General features: G+C 53.2%; 18 protein-coding genes. 8 read left to right on the top strand and 10 right to left on the bottom strand.

The genetic code is table 11. The features are described 5' to 3' along the window. Window positions 1–92 precede the first annotated feature (92 nt). Window positions 93–1,214 carry a ribonuclease D gene (gene rnd / locus NG42_RS14235; protein ID WP_052900114.1) on the top strand — a complete coding sequence of 374 codons (1,122 nt, stop codon included), beginning with the start codon at window positions 93–95 and terminating at the stop codon, window positions 1,212–1,214. Between the two features lie 62 nt (window positions 1,215–1,276). Here the strand turns inward: rnd and minE are convergent, their stop codons facing one another. From minE to minC, 3 genes are all read right to left on the bottom strand, one after another. Continuing rightward, window positions 1,277–1,546, bottom strand: coding sequence for a cell division topological specificity factor MinE (gene minE, locus NG42_RS14240; RefSeq protein ID WP_052900115.1), 270 nt, complete (start codon window positions 1,544–1,546; stop codon window positions 1,277–1,279). A gap of 3 nt (window positions 1,547–1,549) precedes the next feature. Further along, the gene (gene minD, locus NG42_RS14245) at window positions 1,550–2,362 is read right to left on the bottom strand and encodes a septum site-determining protein MinD (protein WP_052900116.1); all 813 of its coding nucleotides are present in this window, start codon (window positions 2,360–2,362) and stop codon (window positions 1,550–1,552) included. A 120-nt stretch (window positions 2,363–2,482) separates the two neighbouring features. Further along, window positions 2,483–3,184, bottom strand: a complete 702-nt coding sequence (gene minC / locus NG42_RS14250) for a septum site-determining protein MinC (protein WP_052900117.1) — start codon at window positions 3,182–3,184, stop codon at window positions 2,483–2,485. Between the two features lie 160 nt (window positions 3,185–3,344). Between minC and NG42_RS14255 the strand changes: the two genes are divergently transcribed. From NG42_RS14255 to NG42_RS14270, 4 genes are all read left to right on the top strand, one after another. Further along, entirely contained in the window at window positions 3,345–3,614 is a 270-nt protein-coding gene (locus tag NG42_RS14255; RefSeq protein WP_052900118.1) for a YcgL domain-containing protein, read from the top strand. Window positions 3,615–3,710: 96 nt separating this feature from the next. Then, window positions 3,711–4,802: a lytic murein transglycosylase gene (locus NG42_RS14260; RefSeq protein WP_052900119.1), complete on the top strand. Its 1,092-nt coding sequence runs from the start codon at window positions 3,711–3,713 to the stop codon at window positions 4,800–4,802. 66 nt (window positions 4,803–4,868) lie between these two features. Continuing rightward, window positions 4,869–5,528 (top strand): fumarylacetoacetate hydrolase family protein, encoded by a 660-nt coding sequence (locus NG42_RS14265; protein WP_052900120.1) that lies wholly within the window; start codon window positions 4,869–4,871, stop codon window positions 5,526–5,528. 62 nt (window positions 5,529–5,590) lie between these two features. Then, complete coding sequence (locus tag NG42_RS14270; protein WP_052900121.1) at window positions 5,591–6,043, top strand: YcgN family cysteine cluster protein; 453 nt, start codon at window positions 5,591–5,593, stop codon at window positions 6,041–6,043. Window positions 6,044–6,076: 33 nt separating this feature from the next. On the opposite strand, the gene dsbB is transcribed toward NG42_RS14270, so the two are convergent. Together dsbB and nhaB are read right to left on the bottom strand one after the other, a co-directional pair. Further along, window positions 6,077–6,607, bottom strand: a complete 531-nt coding sequence (gene dsbB / locus NG42_RS14275; protein ID WP_052900122.1) for a disulfide bond formation protein DsbB — start codon at window positions 6,605–6,607, stop codon at window positions 6,077–6,079. 121 nt (window positions 6,608–6,728) lie between these two features. Continuing rightward, window positions 6,729–8,279, bottom strand: coding sequence for a sodium/proton antiporter NhaB (gene nhaB / locus NG42_RS14280; protein ID WP_052900123.1), 1,551 nt, complete (start codon window positions 8,277–8,279; stop codon window positions 6,729–6,731). Window positions 8,280–8,496: 217 nt separating this feature from the next. Between nhaB and fadR the strand changes: the two genes are divergently transcribed. Then, window positions 8,497–9,216, top strand: a complete 720-nt coding sequence (gene fadR / locus NG42_RS14285; protein ID WP_052900124.1) for a fatty acid metabolism transcriptional regulator FadR — start codon at window positions 8,497–8,499, stop codon at window positions 9,214–9,216. Between the two features lie 54 nt (window positions 9,217–9,270). Here fadR and NG42_RS14290 read toward each other — a convergent pair whose 3' ends face one another. Further along, on the bottom strand, window positions 9,271–10,806 hold the full coding sequence (locus tag NG42_RS14290) for a SpoVR family protein (protein ID WP_052900125.1): 1,536 nt from the start codon (window positions 10,804–10,806) through the stop codon (window positions 9,271–9,273). A 530-nt stretch (window positions 10,807–11,336) separates the two neighbouring features. Between NG42_RS14290 and NG42_RS14295 the strand changes: the two genes are divergently transcribed. Further along, window positions 11,337–12,641, top strand: coding sequence for a D-amino acid dehydrogenase (locus NG42_RS14295; protein ID WP_052900126.1), 1,305 nt, complete (start codon window positions 11,337–11,339; stop codon window positions 12,639–12,641). A gap of 18 nt (window positions 12,642–12,659) precedes the next feature. Further along, window positions 12,660–13,730, top strand: coding sequence for a catabolic alanine racemase DadX (dadX, locus tag NG42_RS14300; RefSeq protein ID WP_052900127.1), 1,071 nt, complete (start codon window positions 12,660–12,662; stop codon window positions 13,728–13,730). A 3-nt stretch (window positions 13,731–13,733) separates the two neighbouring features. Here the strand turns inward: dadX and NG42_RS14305 are convergent, their stop codons facing one another. The 4 genes from NG42_RS14305 to NG42_RS14320 form a co-directional block, all read right to left on the bottom strand. Further along, on the bottom strand, window positions 13,734–14,924 hold the full coding sequence (locus tag NG42_RS14305) for a multidrug effflux MFS transporter (RefSeq protein WP_052900128.1): 1,191 nt from the start codon (window positions 14,922–14,924) through the stop codon (window positions 13,734–13,736). Between the two features lie 153 nt (window positions 14,925–15,077). Beyond that, window positions 15,078–15,773 (bottom strand): sugar transferase, encoded by a 696-nt coding sequence (locus tag NG42_RS14310; protein ID WP_052900129.1) that lies wholly within the window; start codon window positions 15,771–15,773, stop codon window positions 15,078–15,080. 354 nt (window positions 15,774–16,127) lie between these two features. Then, window positions 16,128–16,361, bottom strand: coding sequence for a DUF1480 family protein (locus tag NG42_RS14315; RefSeq protein WP_052900130.1), 234 nt, complete (start codon window positions 16,359–16,361; stop codon window positions 16,128–16,130). A gap of 76 nt (window positions 16,362–16,437) precedes the next feature. Further along, window positions 16,438–18,165, bottom strand: a complete 1,728-nt coding sequence (locus NG42_RS14320) for a potassium/proton antiporter (protein ID WP_052900131.1) — start codon at window positions 18,163–18,165, stop codon at window positions 16,438–16,440. Window positions 18,166–18,209: the final 44 nt, after the last annotated feature.

The following is an 18,209-nucleotide window of genomic DNA, read 5'->3' on the forward strand; positions in this document are numbered from 1 at the left end:
TTAAAAAAACGCCGGAAACCCCGGCGTTTTTATTGATATCAACACCTGACTGCTGTCTGTTCTCAGTTTGCAGGCGGCGAGAGATAAACACTTTGAATTACTCATTAATTACCACCAATGACGCGCTGGCCGAGGTATGTCAGGCGGCACGTCAGTTCCCGGCACTGGCGCTGGATACCGAATTTGTTCGCACCCGCACCTACTACCCACGTTTAGGCCTGATCCAGCTGTATGATGGTGAACGTCTGTCGTTAATCGATCCGCTGACTATCACCGACTGGACGCCGTTTGAAGCGCTGCTTAGCGACCCGCAGGTGATCAAGTTCCTGCACGCCGGTAGTGAAGATCTGGAAGTGTTTCTCAATGAATTCGGTGTGATGCCGCAACCGATGATTGATACGCAAATTCTGGCGGCGTTTAGCGGGCGTCCGCTTTCTTGCGGCTTTGCCACTATTGTTGAATCCTTTACCGGCATTGCGCTGGACAAAAGCGAGTCACGAACCGACTGGATTGCCCGTCCACTGACCGATCGCCAGTGTGAATATGCCGCCGCCGATGTGTTTTATCTGCTGCCGATCGCTCACAAGCTGGTGGCCGAGACCGAAGCCGCAGGGCAGATGGCGGCTGCACTCAGTGAATGTCAGCTGCTGTGCCAGCGCCGTAGCGATATTCTGCTGCCGGAAGATGCATGGCGTGATATCAGCAATGCCTGGCAGTTGCGTCCACGCCAGCTGGCGGCGCTGCGACTGATGGCGGCCTGGCGTCTGGATCTGGCGCGCGAGAAAGATATGGCGGTTAACTTTGTGGTGCGCGAAGAGAATTTATGGAAAGTGGCGCGCTATATGCCGGGTTCACTGGGTGAGCTGGATCATCTTGGCCTGAATGGCCATGAAATCCGCTTCCACGGTAAAACGCTGGTGGGGTTTGTTGAGCAAGCCAATGCGCTGCCCGAAGAACAGCTGCCGGAGCCGTTGAGCAATATTATTGAGCACCCGGAGTATAAAAGAGCATTTAAGGCCCTGAAAGCACTGGTGCAGGAAGTGAGTGAAAGCTCGGGTCTGAGTCAGGAACTACTGGCATCACGTCGCCAGATCAATCAGTTACTTAGCTGGCACTGGCGCATCAAACCGCGTGAGCGTTTACCAGAACTGCTGGCCGGCTGGCGTGGCGAGCTGATGGAAAAAGGCATAAACGAGATACTGGCGCAGTATTAATTCGCCATGATACAAACGTTTCCCCTGCAACAGCGCAGGGGAAATTTAATCGTAATGAAGAATCATTTCGTGGTTTCTTCCACTTCTGGCAGCGTAACGTTCAGCTCCAGAATCGAAATGTCATCTCCTTTTTGATCCAGCTGCACGGTCACCATCTCGGGATCTATTTTTACGTACTTACAAATCACTTCCAGGATGTCGCGCTTCAACTGCGGAAGATAGTGGGGCTCGCTATCGCCCCTCCTGCGTTCCGCCACGATGATTTGCAGCCGTTCCTTGGCTATATTAGCTGTGCTCTTTTTACGGGATAAAAAGAAATCGAGTAAGGCCATGGTTTATCCCCCGAACAGGCGTTTCAGGAAACCCTTCTTCTCTTCTTCAATGAAGCGGAAGGGACGTTCTTCGCCGAGTAAACGATCAACAGTGTCAGCGTAGGCTTTGCCAGCATCGGACTCGCTATCAAGAATGACCGGCTCGCCCTGGTTGGACGCACGCAGTACAGACTGATCTTCCGGGATCACGCCAGCCAGTGGAATGCGCAGGATTTCCAGCACATCTTCCATGCTCAGCATGTCGCCACGGTTAACGCGGCCCGGGTTATAACGGGTTAACAGCAGGTGTTCTTTGATCGGATCCTGACCATTTTCCGCACGACGTGATTTCGAGGCGATAATCCCCAAAATACGGTCGGAGTCACGTACCGAAGAGACTTCCGGGTTAGTGGTAATGATCGCTTCGTCAGCAAAGTACAGCGCCATCAGTGCACCGGTTTCGATACCTGCCGGTGAATCACAGACCACAAAATCAAACTCCATCGTGCCTAAATCATTCAGCACTTTTTCCACGCCTTCGCGCGTCAGAGCATCTTTATCACGGGTCTGAGAAGCCGGAAGAATAAATAAGTTTTCGGTGCGTTTATCTTTGATCAGCGCCTGATTCAGCGTGGCATCACCCTGAATCACGTTAACGAAGTCATATACCACACGGCGTTCGCAACCCATAATCAGGTCAAGGTTACGCAGACCGATATCGAAATCGATCACTACCGTTTTTTTGCCTTTCTGCGCCAGGCCAGTAGCGATGGCCGCGCTTGACGTGGTCTTACCAACGCCCCCTTTACCCGATGTAACTACAATAATGCGTGCCATATTGATTTATTCCTTAAAAAAGGGGCTGTGTCTGTTCCAACAGGCTATTTTACCGGTCATGCAGCGGCAGGCTGATACCTGCCAATAGTGTGTGCAAATGACGCTGTAAAACCAGTCCTGCTAATTCAATGTCTGGATGGTCAACGCGCCATCTTTCAGGCTCAGTCGCGAAGCTTTCCCAAAAAATTCAGCAGGAATCTGGTCCATAATCCAGTATTCACCAGCAATCGACACCAATTCAGCTGACAGGTTAGTACAAAAAATCTGGCAATCACGATCGCCACTGGCTCCGGCAAGTGCGCGTCCACGCATCATACCGTAGATATGAATATTGCCGTCGGCAACCAGTTCAGCACCGGCGCTGACGCTGTTAGTGATAATCAGGTCTGCGTTGCGGGCATAAATCTGCTGGCCGGATCGCACCGGCGTATTGACCACGCGCGTTTTCAGCACCAGATTTTCGGCGGGCGTGACCGGCTCAGTTACCGCAGCAGGTTCCGCGGAACGCTTCTGCTCTTTTCCTTCAGCCAGCACCGGCAGACCCGCACGGGCAATCATTCGTTTCAGGTTTTCATCTTTGCAACCACTGACGCCAACGATTCGTAAACCGGTGGAGATCACGGCTTGCTGCATCTGTTTCCAGTTAACATCACCAGACAGGGTCGCGACATTCAGAACCACTGGCGCGTTTTTCAGGAAGGCGGGAGCCTGGTCAATTTTGTCCTGAAGCGCCTGGCGAACCACCTCGGGTTGAGAGTGGTGTAAATGAACGACAGACAGCGTAAAACTACTGCCTTTTAACTCGATTGGCGTTTGCGACATCTGTGCTGACTCAGTCCTGTTATGTCTGTACCCGACGCAATTAGGCTTAATTTTGCAATCGCTTAATCATGTCGACACATTATTCCGAAGTACTGCAAGCATGTTATAGTTACTGCTATATTCAGGCAAGTCACCATCCCGGTTAATTCGAGTAAAAAATATGTTTTGTGTGATCTACAGAAGCCCACAGCGTGACCAGACTTATCTTTACGTTGAAAAAAAGGACGATTTCTCTCGCGTTCCTGAAGAACTGCTGAAAGGCTTTGGTAAACCGCAGCTTGCCATGCTGCTGCCGCTTGATGGCAGTAAAAAGCTGGTCAATGCGGACCTCGCCAAAGTGAAAGCGGCACTGGAAAAGCAGGGCTATTATTTGCAGCTGCCACCGCCGCCGGAAAGTCTGCTTAAGATGCATCTGGAAAATAGCAAATAACGCGAATTAAGAATCATCTGTAAATATCTCCGCCGCATTCGCTACCTGAGGTTAATTATTTGCGGCGGATAAACCCGATTAATAAAGGATGCCCGCATGAAGCTGACAGCCCTGAGCGCGCTAACCCTGTCGATTTTCCTCACCGGATGTGCCAGTAAAAACAGTGCCGCAACCCCGCCCGCCGCACCGCAACCCTCTGCCAGCACCGCGCCCGCCACGCCAGAAGGCGGCTTTCTTAAGCCCGGCAATGGCAAAGCTACCCTGGCCACCGAGGGGCGTAATCCCGCAGAGTTTCCTGCTTATGTGGAGCAGCTAAAAGCCAAAGCGCGTGCCGAGGGCATCAGCGACAGCACGCTGCAAAGCGCCTTTGCCGACATACACTTTGTTGATCGGGTTATTCAGTCCGATCGAAACCAGTTAGAGAAGAAAGTGACGCTGGATGATTATCTTGCGCGCACCCTACCGGCGTGGAAGATTAAGCAGGCGCAGGAAAATTATCAGCGTTACCAGGCGGATTTAGCGCCAATCAGCAAAAAATATGGCGTGCCAGCCCAATATATTGTGGCGTTGTGGGCGATGGAGAGCAGCTTTGGCAAAATCCAGGGCAAGGAAGATGTGATTTCCGCTCTGGCGACGCTGGCCTTTGAAGGCCGGCGCGAAGCCTTCTTTACCCAAGAGCTGATGGCGGCGCTGAATATCATTCAGCAGCAGCATATCGCTGCCAGCGACATGAAAGGGTCCTGGGCCGGTGCCATGGGGCAGAATCAGTTTATGCCCAGCTCGTTCCTGCGCTACGGCGCTGACGGCGACGGCGATGGTAAAATCGATATCTGGAATAATACCGACGACGTGTTTGCCTCAACCGCTAACTATCTGGCGAAAGAGGGCTGGCGTGCCGGTGAAGGCTGGGGGCGCGAAGTGGTGCTGCCGGTCGATTTCGAGAAACAGCAGGCGGGTATTAAGTCGTCGCAGGGGAAAAGCGTCGGTGAGTGGCAAAAGCTGGGGGTACGTATGACCAACAGCCTGTCGCTGCCGGACACTGCACAACGCGCCTGGATCATTCTGCCGGATGATATGGAAGGGCGGGCGTTTATGGTTTACGACAACTTCCGCACCATTATGCACTGGAATCGCTCTTATTATTTCGCCATCAGCATCGGTAAAATGGCCGACGCGATCGCAGAGTAATCTATTACAGGATTGACGCCGGCAGCCGTGCTGGCGTTGCCAATCACTCACAAGCAGGGGAAAAGCATGTATCAGCATCGTAACTGGCAAGGCGCACTGTTAGATTTTCCGGTCAGCAAAGTGGTTTGTGTCGGCAGTAATTATGCCAAACATATTAAAGAGATGGGCAGCGCCACGCCGACCGAGCCGGTGATTTTTATTAAACCCGAAACCGCAATTTGCGATCTGCGTCAGCCAATTTCCATTCCGCAAGAGTTTGGTTCAGTGCATCATGAAATTGAGCTGGCGGTGCTGATAGGCTCCAACCTGAAGCATGCCTCGGAAGAGCATGTGGCAAAAGCGATTGCCGGTTACGGTATCGCCCTCGACCTTACGCTGCGTGATGTGCAGTCCGGACTCAAAAAGGCCGGTCAGCCGTGGGAAAAGGCCAAAGGTTTTGATAACTCTTGTCCGCTGTCCGGCTTTATCGCCGCCAGCGAGTTTGCGGACGACCCGCAAAACACCGAACTGAAGCTGCTGGTTAATGGTGAAGTTCGCCAGCACGGCAGTACTTCGGATATGATCACTAAAATTCTGCCGCTGATTGCCTACATGAGCCGTTATTTTACCCTGCGTGCGGGCGATGTGGTGATTACCGGTACACCGGAAGGCGTCGGCCCGATGGCCTCTGGCGACAAGCTAGAACTGTCGCTTGGCGGTCACGGCATCTCGACGCGCGTACTGTAAAGGTTGCATCTGACGCCTGAACCCTTTATAAGGTGCGGGTTTTCACTAATCAGGACACAACGATGACAGAGACCCAAACCCCTTTCTGGCAACAGAAGTCGCTGGAGCAAATGACCGATGAGGAATGGGAATCCTTGTGTGATGGTTGTGGCCAGTGTTGCCTGAATAAGTTGCAGGATGAAGATACTGATGAAATTTATTTCACCAATGTCGCCTGTAACCAGCTCAATATTAAAACCTGTCAATGCCGTAACTATGAGCGCCGCTTCGAGTATGAAGAGGATTGCATCAAGCTGACGCGCGACAATCTGCCAACCTTTTCCTGGTTACCGCCAAGCTGCGCTTATCGCCTGCTGGCCGAAGGGAAGGGCCTGCCGGTCTGGCATCCGCTGCGCAGCGGTTCAAAGGCGGCGATGCATGCCGAACGCATTTCGGTGCGCCATATTGCGGTGCGCGAAAGTGAAGTGGTGGACTGGGAAGATCACATCATGAATCGCCCGAGCTGGGCAAAATAATCAACGGGCCGTCAGGCCCGTTTTGCTGTCTGTTTAGCGTGAGAACAGGTCGCGACGCTTCGGCTTAAACGGCTGAGCGATTAACACCAGAACGCCAACCGCCAGATAAGCGGCAAAGATTACCAGCATCCATTGCGGCATACTGAAAGTCAGGAAAGACCAGGATCGCTCCGCGCAGTCGCCAGAGGCAACAAAAACCGACGGCAGCCATTTATCCAGCGGTAACCAGCTCGGGAAACGTGCGGCAAAATCGCAGGTGACAAACGGGTTCGGATGCAGCTGAATCATGGTGTGCTCATACGCGAGGCGTACCCCTTCCCATGCGCTGTAAAGCCAGATAGCGATTGCGGCGAAGCGCAATGGACTCTTTGGCGCAATCGCGCCGACGATACCTGCTCCCATCACGCCAAATAAGGCCGCGCGCTCGTAAATACACATCACGCAGGGTTTTAGCCCCATGCCATGCTGGAACCAGAGCGCTACCATTTCCAGCGCAAAAGCGGTAAACGCCATCAGTAACCAGGCGCCACGTCCTCTGGAGCATTGATTTAAAAATCGCAACATAGTCTTTCCATGCAATAAACCTTGATAGCGCAGTGTAAACCAAAAGCGATTCGCTGCCAGCCTCGACAGCGAAATATTAATCAGATAACTGACTTAAAATAAACAATTATTCATTATTGCTTCACAGCGTGGCTGAACTGATCCAGCCCTGTTGCAGAAACCAGTCCGTCATCGGTTGCAGGGTAAATTCAATGCACATCAGACCCACGAGTGAGAGCACAAGGGTGAAGGGCAGCGCCATCCAGACCATGCGACCATAAGAGAGACGAATCAGCGGTGCCAGCGCCGAGGTGAGCAGGAACAGAAAGGCGGCCTGACCGTTAGGGGTGGCGACCGACGGCAGGTTAGTCCCGGTATTGGTAGCAACGGCTAACAGCTCGAACTGCTGTGGGCTTATTGCCCCGCTGGTCAGCGCATTTTTCGCTTCATTAATATAGACCGAGCCAACAAAGACGTTATCGGAAATCGACGAGAGCAGGCCGTTGAAAACGTAGAACCACGTCAGCTGTGAGCCAGCATCGGCTTGTAGCACAAAGTGGATGATCGGGCTAAATAACTGCTGTTCAACAATCACCGCAACAATGGCGAAAAATACCGCTAACAGGGCGGTAAACGGCAATGCTTCCGTAAAAGCTTTTCCAATCGCGTGTTCATCCGTGACGCCGCACAGTGAGGTCGCGAGAATAATCACTGACAGGCCAATTAATCCGACTTCTGCCAGATGGAAAGCCAGCGCGATAATCAGCCAGATGCCAATAGCGGCCTGTACCCACAGGCGAACGCTCTCCTGGCGGGTGCGCTTTGCTGTGGACTGACGATCGTACTGTTGCAGGATTTCCCGTACTTTCTGCGGCAGCGGCTCGCCATAGCCAAAGATTTTAAAACGTTCCAGTAATATGCTGGTAATAATGCCGCAAATCAGCACCGGCACAGTGACCGGTGCCATACGCAGGAAGAACTCGCTAAAGTTCCAGCCAGCAGCTTTGGCAATAATCAGGTTTTGCGGTTCACCGACCATGGTCATCACGCCACCCAGTGCGGTGCCGACGCCTGCCTGCATCATCAGGCTGCGCAGGAAGCTACGAAACTTCTCCAGCATCAGGCGGTGATCGGCGTCTTCGATATCGCTGTCATCCGCGCGCATTTCTTCACTGCCATTCGACACCACGCGGTGATAAATGCCATAAAATCCCATCGCCACGCTGATGACCACTGCGATCACCGTCAGCGCATCAAGAAACGCCGAGAGAAAGGCGGCGGCAAGACAAAATGCCAGCGCGATGCGTACTTTGGACTGGATATTCAGCAACATTTTGGTAAACAGTGTCAGCAGCAACTGCTTCATAAAATAAATGCCTGCCACCATAAAGATCAGCAGCAGTAACACTTCCAGATTGGCCGCCAGCTCGGCTTTGACCTGCTGCGGGCTGGCCATGCCGATGGCAATCGCTTCCAGTGCCAGCAGACCGCCCGGCAGTAACGGGTAGCATTTCAGCGCCATCGCCAGGGTGAAAATAAACTCTGCCACCAGTAACCAGCCAGCGAGAAAAGGGCTGATAAAAAAGAACAGCAGTGGATTAATAACCAGAAAAGCCAGTAGCGTCAGTTTGTACCACACTGGCGATTGCCCAAGAAAGTTATGCGTCATGGCGCGTGAGACAGAGATATCCATCAGTAACCGTATCCTCATTTTTTATTATGCAACATCAACCAGAAGGAAGGGTAAAGTGCATCCTTTAAGCAGGCAATATGATTATTGCAGCGGATAATTTTCCAATTTTCTCACCGCGATCGCTTTTTACCTCCCGGACAGGCTATGTCATGCCTGGGGGCTCTGGTATGATGAGCTGAATTTTTTGCTGTGTATGAAAGCCACGAGAACAAACGCTATGGTCATTAAGGCGCAAAGCCCAGCGGGTTTCGCTGAAGAGTATATTATTGAGAGTATCTGGAATAGCCGTTTTCCACCCGGTTCCATTTTACCCGCAGAGCGCGAACTTTCAGAATTAATTGGCGTCACTCGTACCACGCTGCGTGAAGTGTTGCAGCGCCTTGCGCGAGACGGCTGGTTAACTATTCAGCACGGCAAGCCGACGCGCGTGAATAATTTCTGGGAAACCTCCGGGCTGAATATTCTGGAAACCCTGGCTCGTCTCGATCACGATAGCGTTCCGCAGCTGATTGATAATTTACTGTCAGTGCGTACCAATATTTCTTCAATCTTTATTCGCCGGGCGATTCGCCATCACGGGGAAAAGGCGCAAGAGGTACTGGAAACCGCCAACCACGTGGAAGATCACGCCGAAGCTTATACCGAGCTGGATTATAATATTTTCCGCGGGCTGGCATTTGCCTCCGGCAATCCGATTTATGGTCTGATTCTGAACGGACTGAAAGGGCTGTATACCCGCGTCGGGCGTTATTACTTCTCCAATCCCGAAGCGCGCAAGCTGGCGCAGAATTTTTATCAGCAGCTGATGACTATCAGCCAGAATCAGCAGTTTGATGCGATTGTTGATGCGGTGCGTGATTATGGCCGTCAGAGTGGTGAGATTTGGCACGGCATGCAGAAAGCTATGCCCGCCGATTTAGCGCATCACCGCCGATAAGGTTACCGCGTTTGTACGGGCGGCGAAAACGCCGCCCGTACGGCCTGATGCCAGTTACAACGCCGTCGGTCGCGGCGGGCAGCGGTCGAGAATCTCGGTGCTGCCATCTTCATTCTGCTGCTCAAGATGCACGTCAAAACCCCATAACCGATGCACATGTTTCAGCACATCGCGGCGGCTTTTATCCAGCGGCGCACGATCCTGCGGCACATAACGCAACGTTAACGAACGGTCACCGCGCAGGTCGACATTATAGACCTGAATATTTGGCTCCAGATTGCTCAGGTTGTACTGAGCGGAAAGCTGCTGACGAATGGCGCGATAACCGGCTTCGTCATGGATAGCGGCAATTTCCAGATAATTATTGCGATCGTCATCCAGCACGGTAAACAGACGGAAATCACGCATCACCTTCGGTGACAGGAACTGGCTGATAAAGCTCTCATCTTTAAACTCACGCATGGCAAAGTGCAGCGTTTCCAGCCAGTCTTTTCCGGCAATATCCGGGAACCAGTAGCGATCTTCTTCAGTCGGCGACTGACAGATGCGCTTAATATCCTGGAACATGGCAAAGCCAAGTGCATACGGGTTAATTCCGCTGTACCACTGGCTGTTATACGGCGGCTGATACACCACATTGGTGTGGCTGTGCAAAAACTCCAGCATAAAGCGTTCTGACACTTTACCTTCGTCATACAGGTGATTGAGGATGGTGTAGTGCCAGAATGTCGCCCAGCCTTCGTTCATCACCTGGGTTTGTTTCTGTGGATAGAAGTACTGGCTGACCTTTCGCACAATACGCAACACTTCACGCTGCCATGACTCCAGCAGTGGCGCGTTCTTCTCCATAAAGTACAGCAGATTTTCCTGCGGCTCCGAAGGGTAGCGTGCCGCTTCGGTATGCACTTCCTCTTTCTCACGGCGCGGCAGGGTACGCCACAGGGTATTCACCTGACTTTGCAGATATTCTTCACGACTTTTCTGCCGCGCTTTCTCCTCCTGTAGCGAGATTTTCTGTGGGCGTTTATAGCGATCAACGCCGTAGTTCATCAGCGCGTGGCAGGAATCAAGCAGCCGTTCAACCTCTTCAACGCCATAACGCTCTTCACATTTAGCGATATAGGTGCGGGCAAACAGCAGATAATCGACAATCGAGCTGGCGTCAGTCCAGCTGCGGAACAGGTAGTTATTCTTAAAAAAAGAGTTATGGCCATAGCAGGCATGCGCCATCACCAGCGCCTGCATGGTAATGGTGTTCTCTTCCATCAGATAGGCAATGCAGGGGTTGGAATTAATGACGATTTCATACGCCAGACCCTGCTGGCCGTGTTTGTAGCGCTGCTCAGTTTCGATGAACTTTTTGCCAAATGACCAGTGGGCATAGTTGATCGGCATGCCGACGCTGGAGTAAGCGTCCATCATCTGTTCGGAGGTAATGACTTCAATCTGATGCGGATAGGTGTCGAGCCGGTAGAGTTTTGCGACACGGTCAATCTCTTCCAGGTAGACATCCAGCAGTTCAAAGGTCCAGTCGGGTCCGTCACTGATTCGTTTATTGTGCCTGATAGCATCGTCAAAAATAGTCGTCATAGCGCACCCTCTTATGTGAATCGGCTTCCAGTCTCAAGCTGTTGCTGAGGCTAAAATAACCCTTCATGGTGACCTGAGTTTTCTCTGTTTTTCTTCCGACAAAGAAACCCGAAAATCTGAGCGAATACATCAATGATAGTTCACTGTCTCCCATCCGAAACAGGAAAACAAATGAAATATTTGGCACAAAATAGAGCGGGAGGAAAAAAAGAATATTCAAATGCGGGAAGATGCGATTATTAATGTCATTTATAGCATAAAGTGCTGTTTATAAGATTTTTGTATCACGGATTTCTTTTCTGCTGGTCGCGGTCAAAAAACCTGTCTTCAGCATAATTTGCTACTGCAAAGGGGCGAAAACTAAGATTTTATTCCGAATTTTGCGGCTGAAGTTATTTTTACTTACCTGAAAGGTAAAAAAGATGTGAAATAGTTCACCGCGCTGGCGACGGATTTTCGTTAGTATCATCATCTGAAACCAGACTGTTTAAACAGTATATTGTTCTTTTGTTAACTGCCGTGGAGTAGTTATGCGAGTTGTCATTCTTGGAAGTGGGGTGGTTGGTGTCGCCAGTGCCTGGTATCTGGCGCAGGCCGGTCATCAGGTAACGGTGATCGATCGCCAGCCCGGACCTGCACTGGAAACCAGCGCCGGTAACGCCGGTCAGATTTCACCCGGCTATGCTGCCCCCTGGGCGGCACCGGGTGTGCCGTTAAAAGCGGTGAAGTGGATGTTTCAGCGCCATGCGCCGCTGGCGATCCGCCTTGATGGCAGCAGCTTCCAGTTGCAGTGGATGTGGCAGATGCTGCGCAACTGCGATATGCGCCACTATCAGCAGAACAAGAGCCGCATGGTGCGGATTGCCGAGTACAGCCGTGACTGCCTGAAGCTGCTGCGTGAACAGACCGGCATCGCCTATGAAGGGCGTCAGGGCGGCACGCTGCAACTGTTCCGCACTGAGCAGCAGTATCAGAGCGCAGAGAAAGATATTGCGGTGCTGCAACAGGCGGGTGTGCCTTATCAACTGCTGGAGGCCAGTCAGCTGGCGACGGTGGAACCGGCGCTGGCGGCGACCCGTCATAAACTGACCGGCGGGTTACGCCTGCCAAACGATGAAACCGGCGATTGCCAGTTATTCACCCGTCATCTGGCAGATATGGCCGCTGCGGCGGGTGTGACATTCCGTTTTGATACCCCGGTCGACCATTTGCTGCGTGACGGTAATGCGATTTATGGCGTGAAGTGCGGGGATGAAGTAATCAAAGCCGATGCTTATGTGGTGGCGTTTGGCTCGTTCTCCACCGCGTTGCTGCACAATATTCTTGATATCCCGGTTTATCCGCTTAAAGGCTATTCGCTGACCATTCCCATCAATGACGAAGCGAGCGCGCCGGTTTCCACCGTGCTGGACGAAAGCTATAAAGTGGCGATTACCCGTTTCGATCAGCGGATACGCGTCGGCGGGATGGCGGAAATCGTCGGCTACAACAATCAGTTACTGCCAGCACGTCGTGAAACGCTGGAAATGGTGGTGCGCGACCTCTATCCACAGGGCGGCCATATTGAACAGGCGACGTTCTGGAGCGGACTGCGTCCCATGACGCCAGACGGCACGCCAATTGTCGGACGGACGCCGCTAAAAAATCTTTTTTTGAATACCGGTCACGGAACGCTCGGATGGACCATGGCATGCGGTTCAGGCCAGCTGCTTTCTGATATCATTTCTGGACAGACCCCGGCCATCGCCGCCGACGACTTGTCAGTGATGCGCTATCTGCCGGGATTTACCGCATCAGGCAGCACACCGTTACAGAGTGCTAACGTTTCGCGTTAAGGGTTACAAGGAGAGGTTATGTCACGTCCGATTGTCGCAACCATTCATACAGCCGCGTTGCGACAAAATCTGGCGATCGTTCGCCAGGCTGCCGCGAATTCCCGCGTGTGGTCAGTGGTTAAGGCAAATGCCTATGGTCACGGTATCGATCGCGTCTGGCAAAGTTTTTCAGATACCGATGGCTTTGCGCTACTGAATCTGGAAGAGGCGATTTTGCTGCGCGAGCGCGGCTGGAAGAAACCGATTCTGCTGCTGGAGGGTTTTTTCCATCGCGATGAGCTGGAAATCATTGACCGCTACCGGCTGACGACCAGTGTCCACAGTAACTGGCAGATTAAGGCGATTGCTGAAGCGCAGCTGTCAGCACCGCTGGATATCTACGTCAAAATGAACAGCGGTATGAACCGTTTAGGCTTTCAGCCGGAGATGGTTTACAACGCGTGGCAAAAATTGCGTGCGCTGGATAATGTTGCGGAAATGACCTTGATGGCGCACTTTGCTGAGGCAGAGCAGCCGGAAGGAGTGACTGTCCCGATGCAGCGCGTTGAGCAGGCGGCGGAAGGGCTGAACTGCCGACGCTCGCTGGCCAACTCGGCTGCCACAATGTGGCATCCGGAAACCCATTTTGACTGGGTGCGCCCCGGTATCATTCTGTATGGCGCGTCGCCGAGCGGACAGTGGCAGGATATCGCCGGCAGTGGTCTGCAACCGGCGATGACCCTTAGCAGCGAAATTATCGGCATTCAAAATTTGCAGGCGGGCGATGGTGTCGGTTACGGCAGTCGCTATCGTGCGTCCGCTGCCCAGCGTATCGGGGCGGTGGCCTGTGGCTATGCCGATGGCTATCCACGTCATGCGCCAACCGGTACCCCGGTGATGGTTGATGGCGTACGCACGCAGACGGTCGGGGCAGTATCAATGGATATGATTATGGTCGATCTGACACCTTGTGATCGGGCCGGAATCGGCAGCAAGGTGGAGCTGTGGGGCAACGCGGTGAAAATCGATGATGTCGCCAGTGCCGCCGGTACCGTGGGTTATGAGCTGATGTGCGCGCTCGCCCCACGGGTCCCGGTCGTCACCGAATAGTGATCAGAGCGCGGTGATTCGGCCGCGCACTGTTTTACTGCAACGCCAGGCGGTGAAACTTAATGCCGCACCGACCAGCATCATCAGCGCCAGCGCGCTTTTCTCCGCCAGCGGTAGCGACATCATCAGTAAACCCGCTGATGAGCCGCCGGCCATCTGAATAAAACCGGCCAGTGCTGACGCGACGCCAGCCTGTTGCTGATACGGCTCCAGCGCATAGCTGGTGGCCGGGCCAACGGTAAACGCAAGACCGGCGACCGACACTGCCACCGGCAGCATATACAGCGCCCAGTTATTCTGCCAGGTCTCAGGCAGCAACAGCACGCCGCCGTACAGCATCAGCGCACCGAGCAGCATCGCCAGGCTGCCAATCGCCAGGCAGACCGGACGACCCACCTTGCGGATCATTTTGTTTACCACCACGCTGACCAGCATAATCCAGAAACCGTTCGCACCAAAGGCGATGGAGAATTGCAGGGCGCTGAGCTGACCTTCGGTCATCAGCACCTGCGGTGCCAGTGAAACATAGGTCAGTACCATGCCCAGTGCCCCCGCATTCGCAAAGGCAAACGCCAGAAAACGCGGTTGCTTCAGGATTTGCCAGTACTGACGCAGCGGCAAACCTTTCACCGGCTGGGTATCGGCCGGGCGGGTTTCCGGCAGGAAGAACACCACAATCAGGCCAATAAACAGCGCGTAGCTGGTGAGGAACCAGAAAGGCGCGCGCCAGCCAAAGGCGTCGGCGAGAAAACCACCCAGCATCGGTGCCAGCGCCGGAACAATATTCAGCGCACCGTTAAGAAAGCCGTAAGCACGGGCCGCTTCTTCGCCATCGAGGCGGTCACGCACGCCGCTAAAGGCCACTACCGCAGTACAGCAGACGGCAATGCCCTGAATCAGACGGGCGGTAAGGAACATTGGCCAGTTGATTGCCGTTGCGCCGATAATACTGCCCGCGACATACAGCAGCAGACCAATAATTGCGATCGGTTTACGGCCAAAATTATCGACCAGTGGACCGGCAACAATCTGACCCAGACCCATTACCAGCAAAAACAGCGGAATAGTGGTCTGAATATTACTGACCGGGGTGGCTAAACCTTCGGCAATTTGCGGCAGGGTTGGCAAATAAAGATCGATGCCAAGCGGAGCCAGCAGAACAAGACTCAGCAGGAGCAGAGTGAATTTTTGCATAAGAGGGCGCGCAATCCGATAAAAAACAAGCCGCACAGGGTAGAGCTAACGCAGCGAAAAGAAAAGAGAAAATTAATCAGCGGGGCAGGAACAGACGGTGATATTAATGCGTGTTGACATAAAACGCATTAATATCACCGGGGTGGTCATCGATCAGCGCGGTTTACCGCAAAATAATTGCCCGGCCGATTTACACAGGATTCGGCTGTCTGACCACAATGTCCAGTTGTTAACGTAGAGTGCATCATAATGTGCACGGGTGCCGTAATCTTTACCCTGACGTCCTTCAGCCTGCCACAGGCCGGTGATACCCGGTTTTGCCGCCAGATAATAACCGGCGTGAGTCGCGTAACGTTCCAGCTCAACCGCCATTAAGGGGCGCGGACCCACCAGACTCATCTCCCCCCGCACCACGTTCCACAGCTGTGGCAGCTTATCGAGGCTGGTGCTGCGCAGAAACATGCCTGTGGCGGTAATGCGCGGATCCTGTTCCAGCTTAAAATCGTCCTCCCAGTCGCGCTGTGCCTGTTCACTGGTGGCGAGTAACTGAGCCAGTCGCTCATCAGCATTGGCAACCATGGTGCGAAACTTGTAGCAGGTAAAACTCTTGCCATTCTGCCCGACGCGCTGATGACCATAAATGGCTTTGCCACCCTCACGGGATGCCATCCACCAAAGTACCAACAGGGCTGGTGCCAGGAAAATCAGCAGGAATGAGGCGACAACAACATCGAAAGCGCGTTTCATCAACTGTGAGGAGCGCCGGGAAAACAGGTGGCGGCCACTCATCAACATCGCCTGCTGGTCGTATGAACGTCGCGTGCGGGTGATGGCTTTCATCTCTTCCATAGATAGTTGCTCTCTTATAACAAGTAGTGGGTTAGCCTGAACGCACGGCAAGTCCGGGCAACGAACGATAATTGTTAATAATCGATCTGCTTTTGGTATTCAGGGTGAGCAAGGCTGCACCAGGATAATTCTGAGGAGTGTGATTTAACTCACTTATCTTTGCAGTAATGCTGAAGATTATGCAGGACAAATTTGATTTAGTTAATAGGGTAATAGTCTGAAAAGAAATAGACATCAGTCTTATTCAGCTATTGCCAAAATAATATTCTGATAATTCAGCAGATTGAGATGTAACATAAAATTTAATGGATCAGGTAAGACGCTGCCGCAGCAAAAGCCTACGGCAGCGGGGGATCAGGCCGGTTTTTTCAGGATCCAGCGGTCGTGTTGCTTGTCGTAGTGCCCAACGTCCAGATCGACCGGGTTACCGTCAATCCACGCGGGAACGCTGGTCTCAGTGTCCCAGCCATCAAGTTGATAGCTGAGACCGGGATTGGTGTTGCAGGGAATACTGATGGTGTCGAGGTTTTCAGTATCCATTTCTGCATCAATAATCTCATAGCGACCAATTTTGAGTACATGCCCCATATCATTCTCCCTCAGGAAAGACGTGAACAGTAAGTTTAGTCGTTAAGGGAAGAATATCGAGTCGTGGCGACTCGGATTAATCCTTGTCTTCCGCGACGCGCACGCCAATCTTAATCACCTGATTATCCAGTTTTTCTGCCACCGTCCACACCAGCGATTTCCATTCCACCTGATCACCGACGACCGGTGCGCCGCCAATCATGCCGAGAATTAAGTGCCCCAGCGTCTGTTGATCGTCGGTCTCTTCATCCAGCTCAAGACCGTAGATTTGCGAAACATCGCGCAAACGGGCGTCGGCTTCGAGAATAAAGTCACCAAAGAAGCGCTGGTCAAGGGAGACCGGTGGCGACTGGCTGAACAGTTTGCCCAGCGCCGGAAGATCGCGTTCACGACCAATCACACAGAGCACATCCCCCTCTTTCAGTCGGGTGTTACCGGTGGGGTGCAGCAGCAGATTGTCACGAAACAGGGCGGCAATCCGTGTTTCACGCGGCATATGCAGATCGCGCAGCGCTGCGCCGACACACCATTTATCCGCGCTAAGCTGATAGACAAACTGCTCCCAGGGATTTTCCGGATGAATATCGAGGCCGACCCGGCTAATCGGTACGCCGGTCGGTGGCACCACGACCCGCGCTTTACGTGCGGCGTAACCGAGAGAAGTTCCCTGCAACATCAGGGAAACCAGCACCACAAAAAAGGCAATATTAAAGAACAGTCGGGCGTTTTCCAGCCCGGCCATCATCGGAAACACCGCCAGAATAATCGGTACCGCACCGCGCAGCCCGACCCAGCTGATAAAGAAGCGCTCGCGAATATTAAAACCACGAAACGGCATCAGGCCGACGAGGATCGACAGCGGACGCGCCACCAGAATCAGCCACAGCGACAGAATCATCGCCGGAATGGCGATATGCCACAGATCCGATGGCGTGACCAGCAGACCGAGCACCAGAAACATGCCGATTTGACTCAGCCAGGCCATGCCGTCGAACGTTTGCAGGATACCGTGGCGGTTACGGATCGGGCGGTTGCCCAGCACAAAACCGCACAGATAAACCGCCAGAATGCCGCTGCCTTCCAGTACGGTGGTCAGGGCAAACACCAGAATGCCGCCGCTCAGCGCCAGCAGCGGATAGAGACCGTGGGCGAGAGAAATACGGTTGATTAACTGCTGCACTGCCCAGCCACCGCCCAGTCCTAGCACAATACCGAGGCCAAATTGCTGCACCAGGTGCACCACAAACATCCAGCTCAGGCCGCTTTGCCCCTGCTGAATCATGTCAATCAGGGTGATGGTCAGAAACACCGCCATCGGGTCATTACTGCCGGACTCAATCTCCAGCGTGGCGCTGACGCGTTCATTCAGGCCTTTGCCGCCCAACAGTGAGAACACCGCCGCCGCATCGGTTGAACCAATAATTGCCCCGACCAGAAAGCCCTGCATCAAATCCAGCTTAAACAGCCAGGCGGCGACCATGCCGGTTAAACCCGCAGTGATCAGTACGCCAATGGTCGCCAGCGACAGCGCCGGCCCTAATGCCACTTTAAACGAGCTGGCTTGCGTGCGTACGCCGCCGTCCAGCAGAATAATCGCCAGTGCCAGGTTGGAAACCAGATAGGCCGCCGGATAGTTATCAAAAGCAATGCCGCCGATACCGTCGACGCCGGCCAGCATGCCAAGTGCCAGGAAGATCACCAGAATCGGAATGCCCAACCGCGAGGAGAAAGAACTTAGCAGGATGCTCGATGCGACCAGCACGGAACCGATGATAAACAGACTATAAATCGCGCTGGCTTCCAATGGGCGGGTCTCCTGGAGTAGTGGGTATTTTTACAGTGTGTAAA

The organism is Winslowiella iniecta (genome assembly GCF_001267535.1).
In the GTDB taxonomy this organism is placed as follows: domain Bacteria; phylum Pseudomonadota; class Gammaproteobacteria; order Enterobacterales; family Enterobacteriaceae; genus Erwinia; species Erwinia iniecta.

Excerpts from the sequence above, each read along its gene's own strand:
- minC (WP_052900117.1), bottom strand. The coding sequence starts at position 3,184 with ATGTCGCAAACGCCAATCGAGTTAAAAGGCAGTAGTTTTACGCTGTCT.
- NG42_RS14315 (WP_052900130.1), bottom strand. The coding sequence starts at position 16,361 with ATGGGGCATGTACTCAAAATTGGTCGCTATGAGATTATTGATGCAGAA.
- NG42_RS14310 (WP_052900129.1), bottom strand. The coding sequence starts at position 15,773 with ATGGAAGAGATGAAAGCCATCACCCGCACGCGACGTTCATACGACCAG.
- minE (WP_052900115.1), bottom strand. The coding sequence starts at position 1,546 with ATGGCCTTACTCGATTTCTTTTTATCCCGTAAAAAGAGCACAGCTAAT.
- nhaB (WP_052900123.1), bottom strand. The coding sequence starts at position 8,279 with ATGGATATCTCTGTCTCACGCGCCATGACGCATAACTTTCTTGGGCAA.
- dsbB (WP_052900122.1), bottom strand. The coding sequence starts at position 6,607 with ATGTTGCGATTTTTAAATCAATGCTCCAGAGGACGTGGCGCCTGGTTA.
- NG42_RS14260 (WP_052900119.1), top strand. The coding sequence starts at position 3,711 with ATGAAGCTGACAGCCCTGAGCGCGCTAACCCTGTCGATTTTCCTCACC.
- NG42_RS14305 (WP_052900128.1), bottom strand. The coding sequence starts at position 14,924 with ATGCAAAAATTCACTCTGCTCCTGCTGAGTCTTGTTCTGCTGGCTCCG.
- NG42_RS14290 (WP_052900125.1), bottom strand. The coding sequence starts at position 10,806 with ATGACGACTATTTTTGACGATGCTATCAGGCACAATAAACGAATCAGT.
- NG42_RS14295 (WP_052900126.1), top strand. The coding sequence starts at position 11,337 with ATGCGAGTTGTCATTCTTGGAAGTGGGGTGGTTGGTGTCGCCAGTGCC.
- NG42_RS14270 (WP_052900121.1), top strand. The coding sequence starts at position 5,591 with ATGACAGAGACCCAAACCCCTTTCTGGCAACAGAAGTCGCTGGAGCAA.
- NG42_RS14255 (WP_052900118.1), top strand. The coding sequence starts at position 3,345 with ATGTTTTGTGTGATCTACAGAAGCCCACAGCGTGACCAGACTTATCTT.
- dadX (WP_052900127.1), top strand. The coding sequence starts at position 12,660 with ATGTCACGTCCGATTGTCGCAACCATTCATACAGCCGCGTTGCGACAA.
- NG42_RS14265 (WP_052900120.1), top strand. The coding sequence starts at position 4,869 with ATGTATCAGCATCGTAACTGGCAAGGCGCACTGTTAGATTTTCCGGTC.
- fadR (WP_052900124.1), top strand. The coding sequence starts at position 8,497 with ATGGTCATTAAGGCGCAAAGCCCAGCGGGTTTCGCTGAAGAGTATATT.
- minD (WP_052900116.1), bottom strand. The coding sequence starts at position 2,362 with ATGGCACGCATTATTGTAGTTACATCGGGTAAAGGGGGCGTTGGTAAG.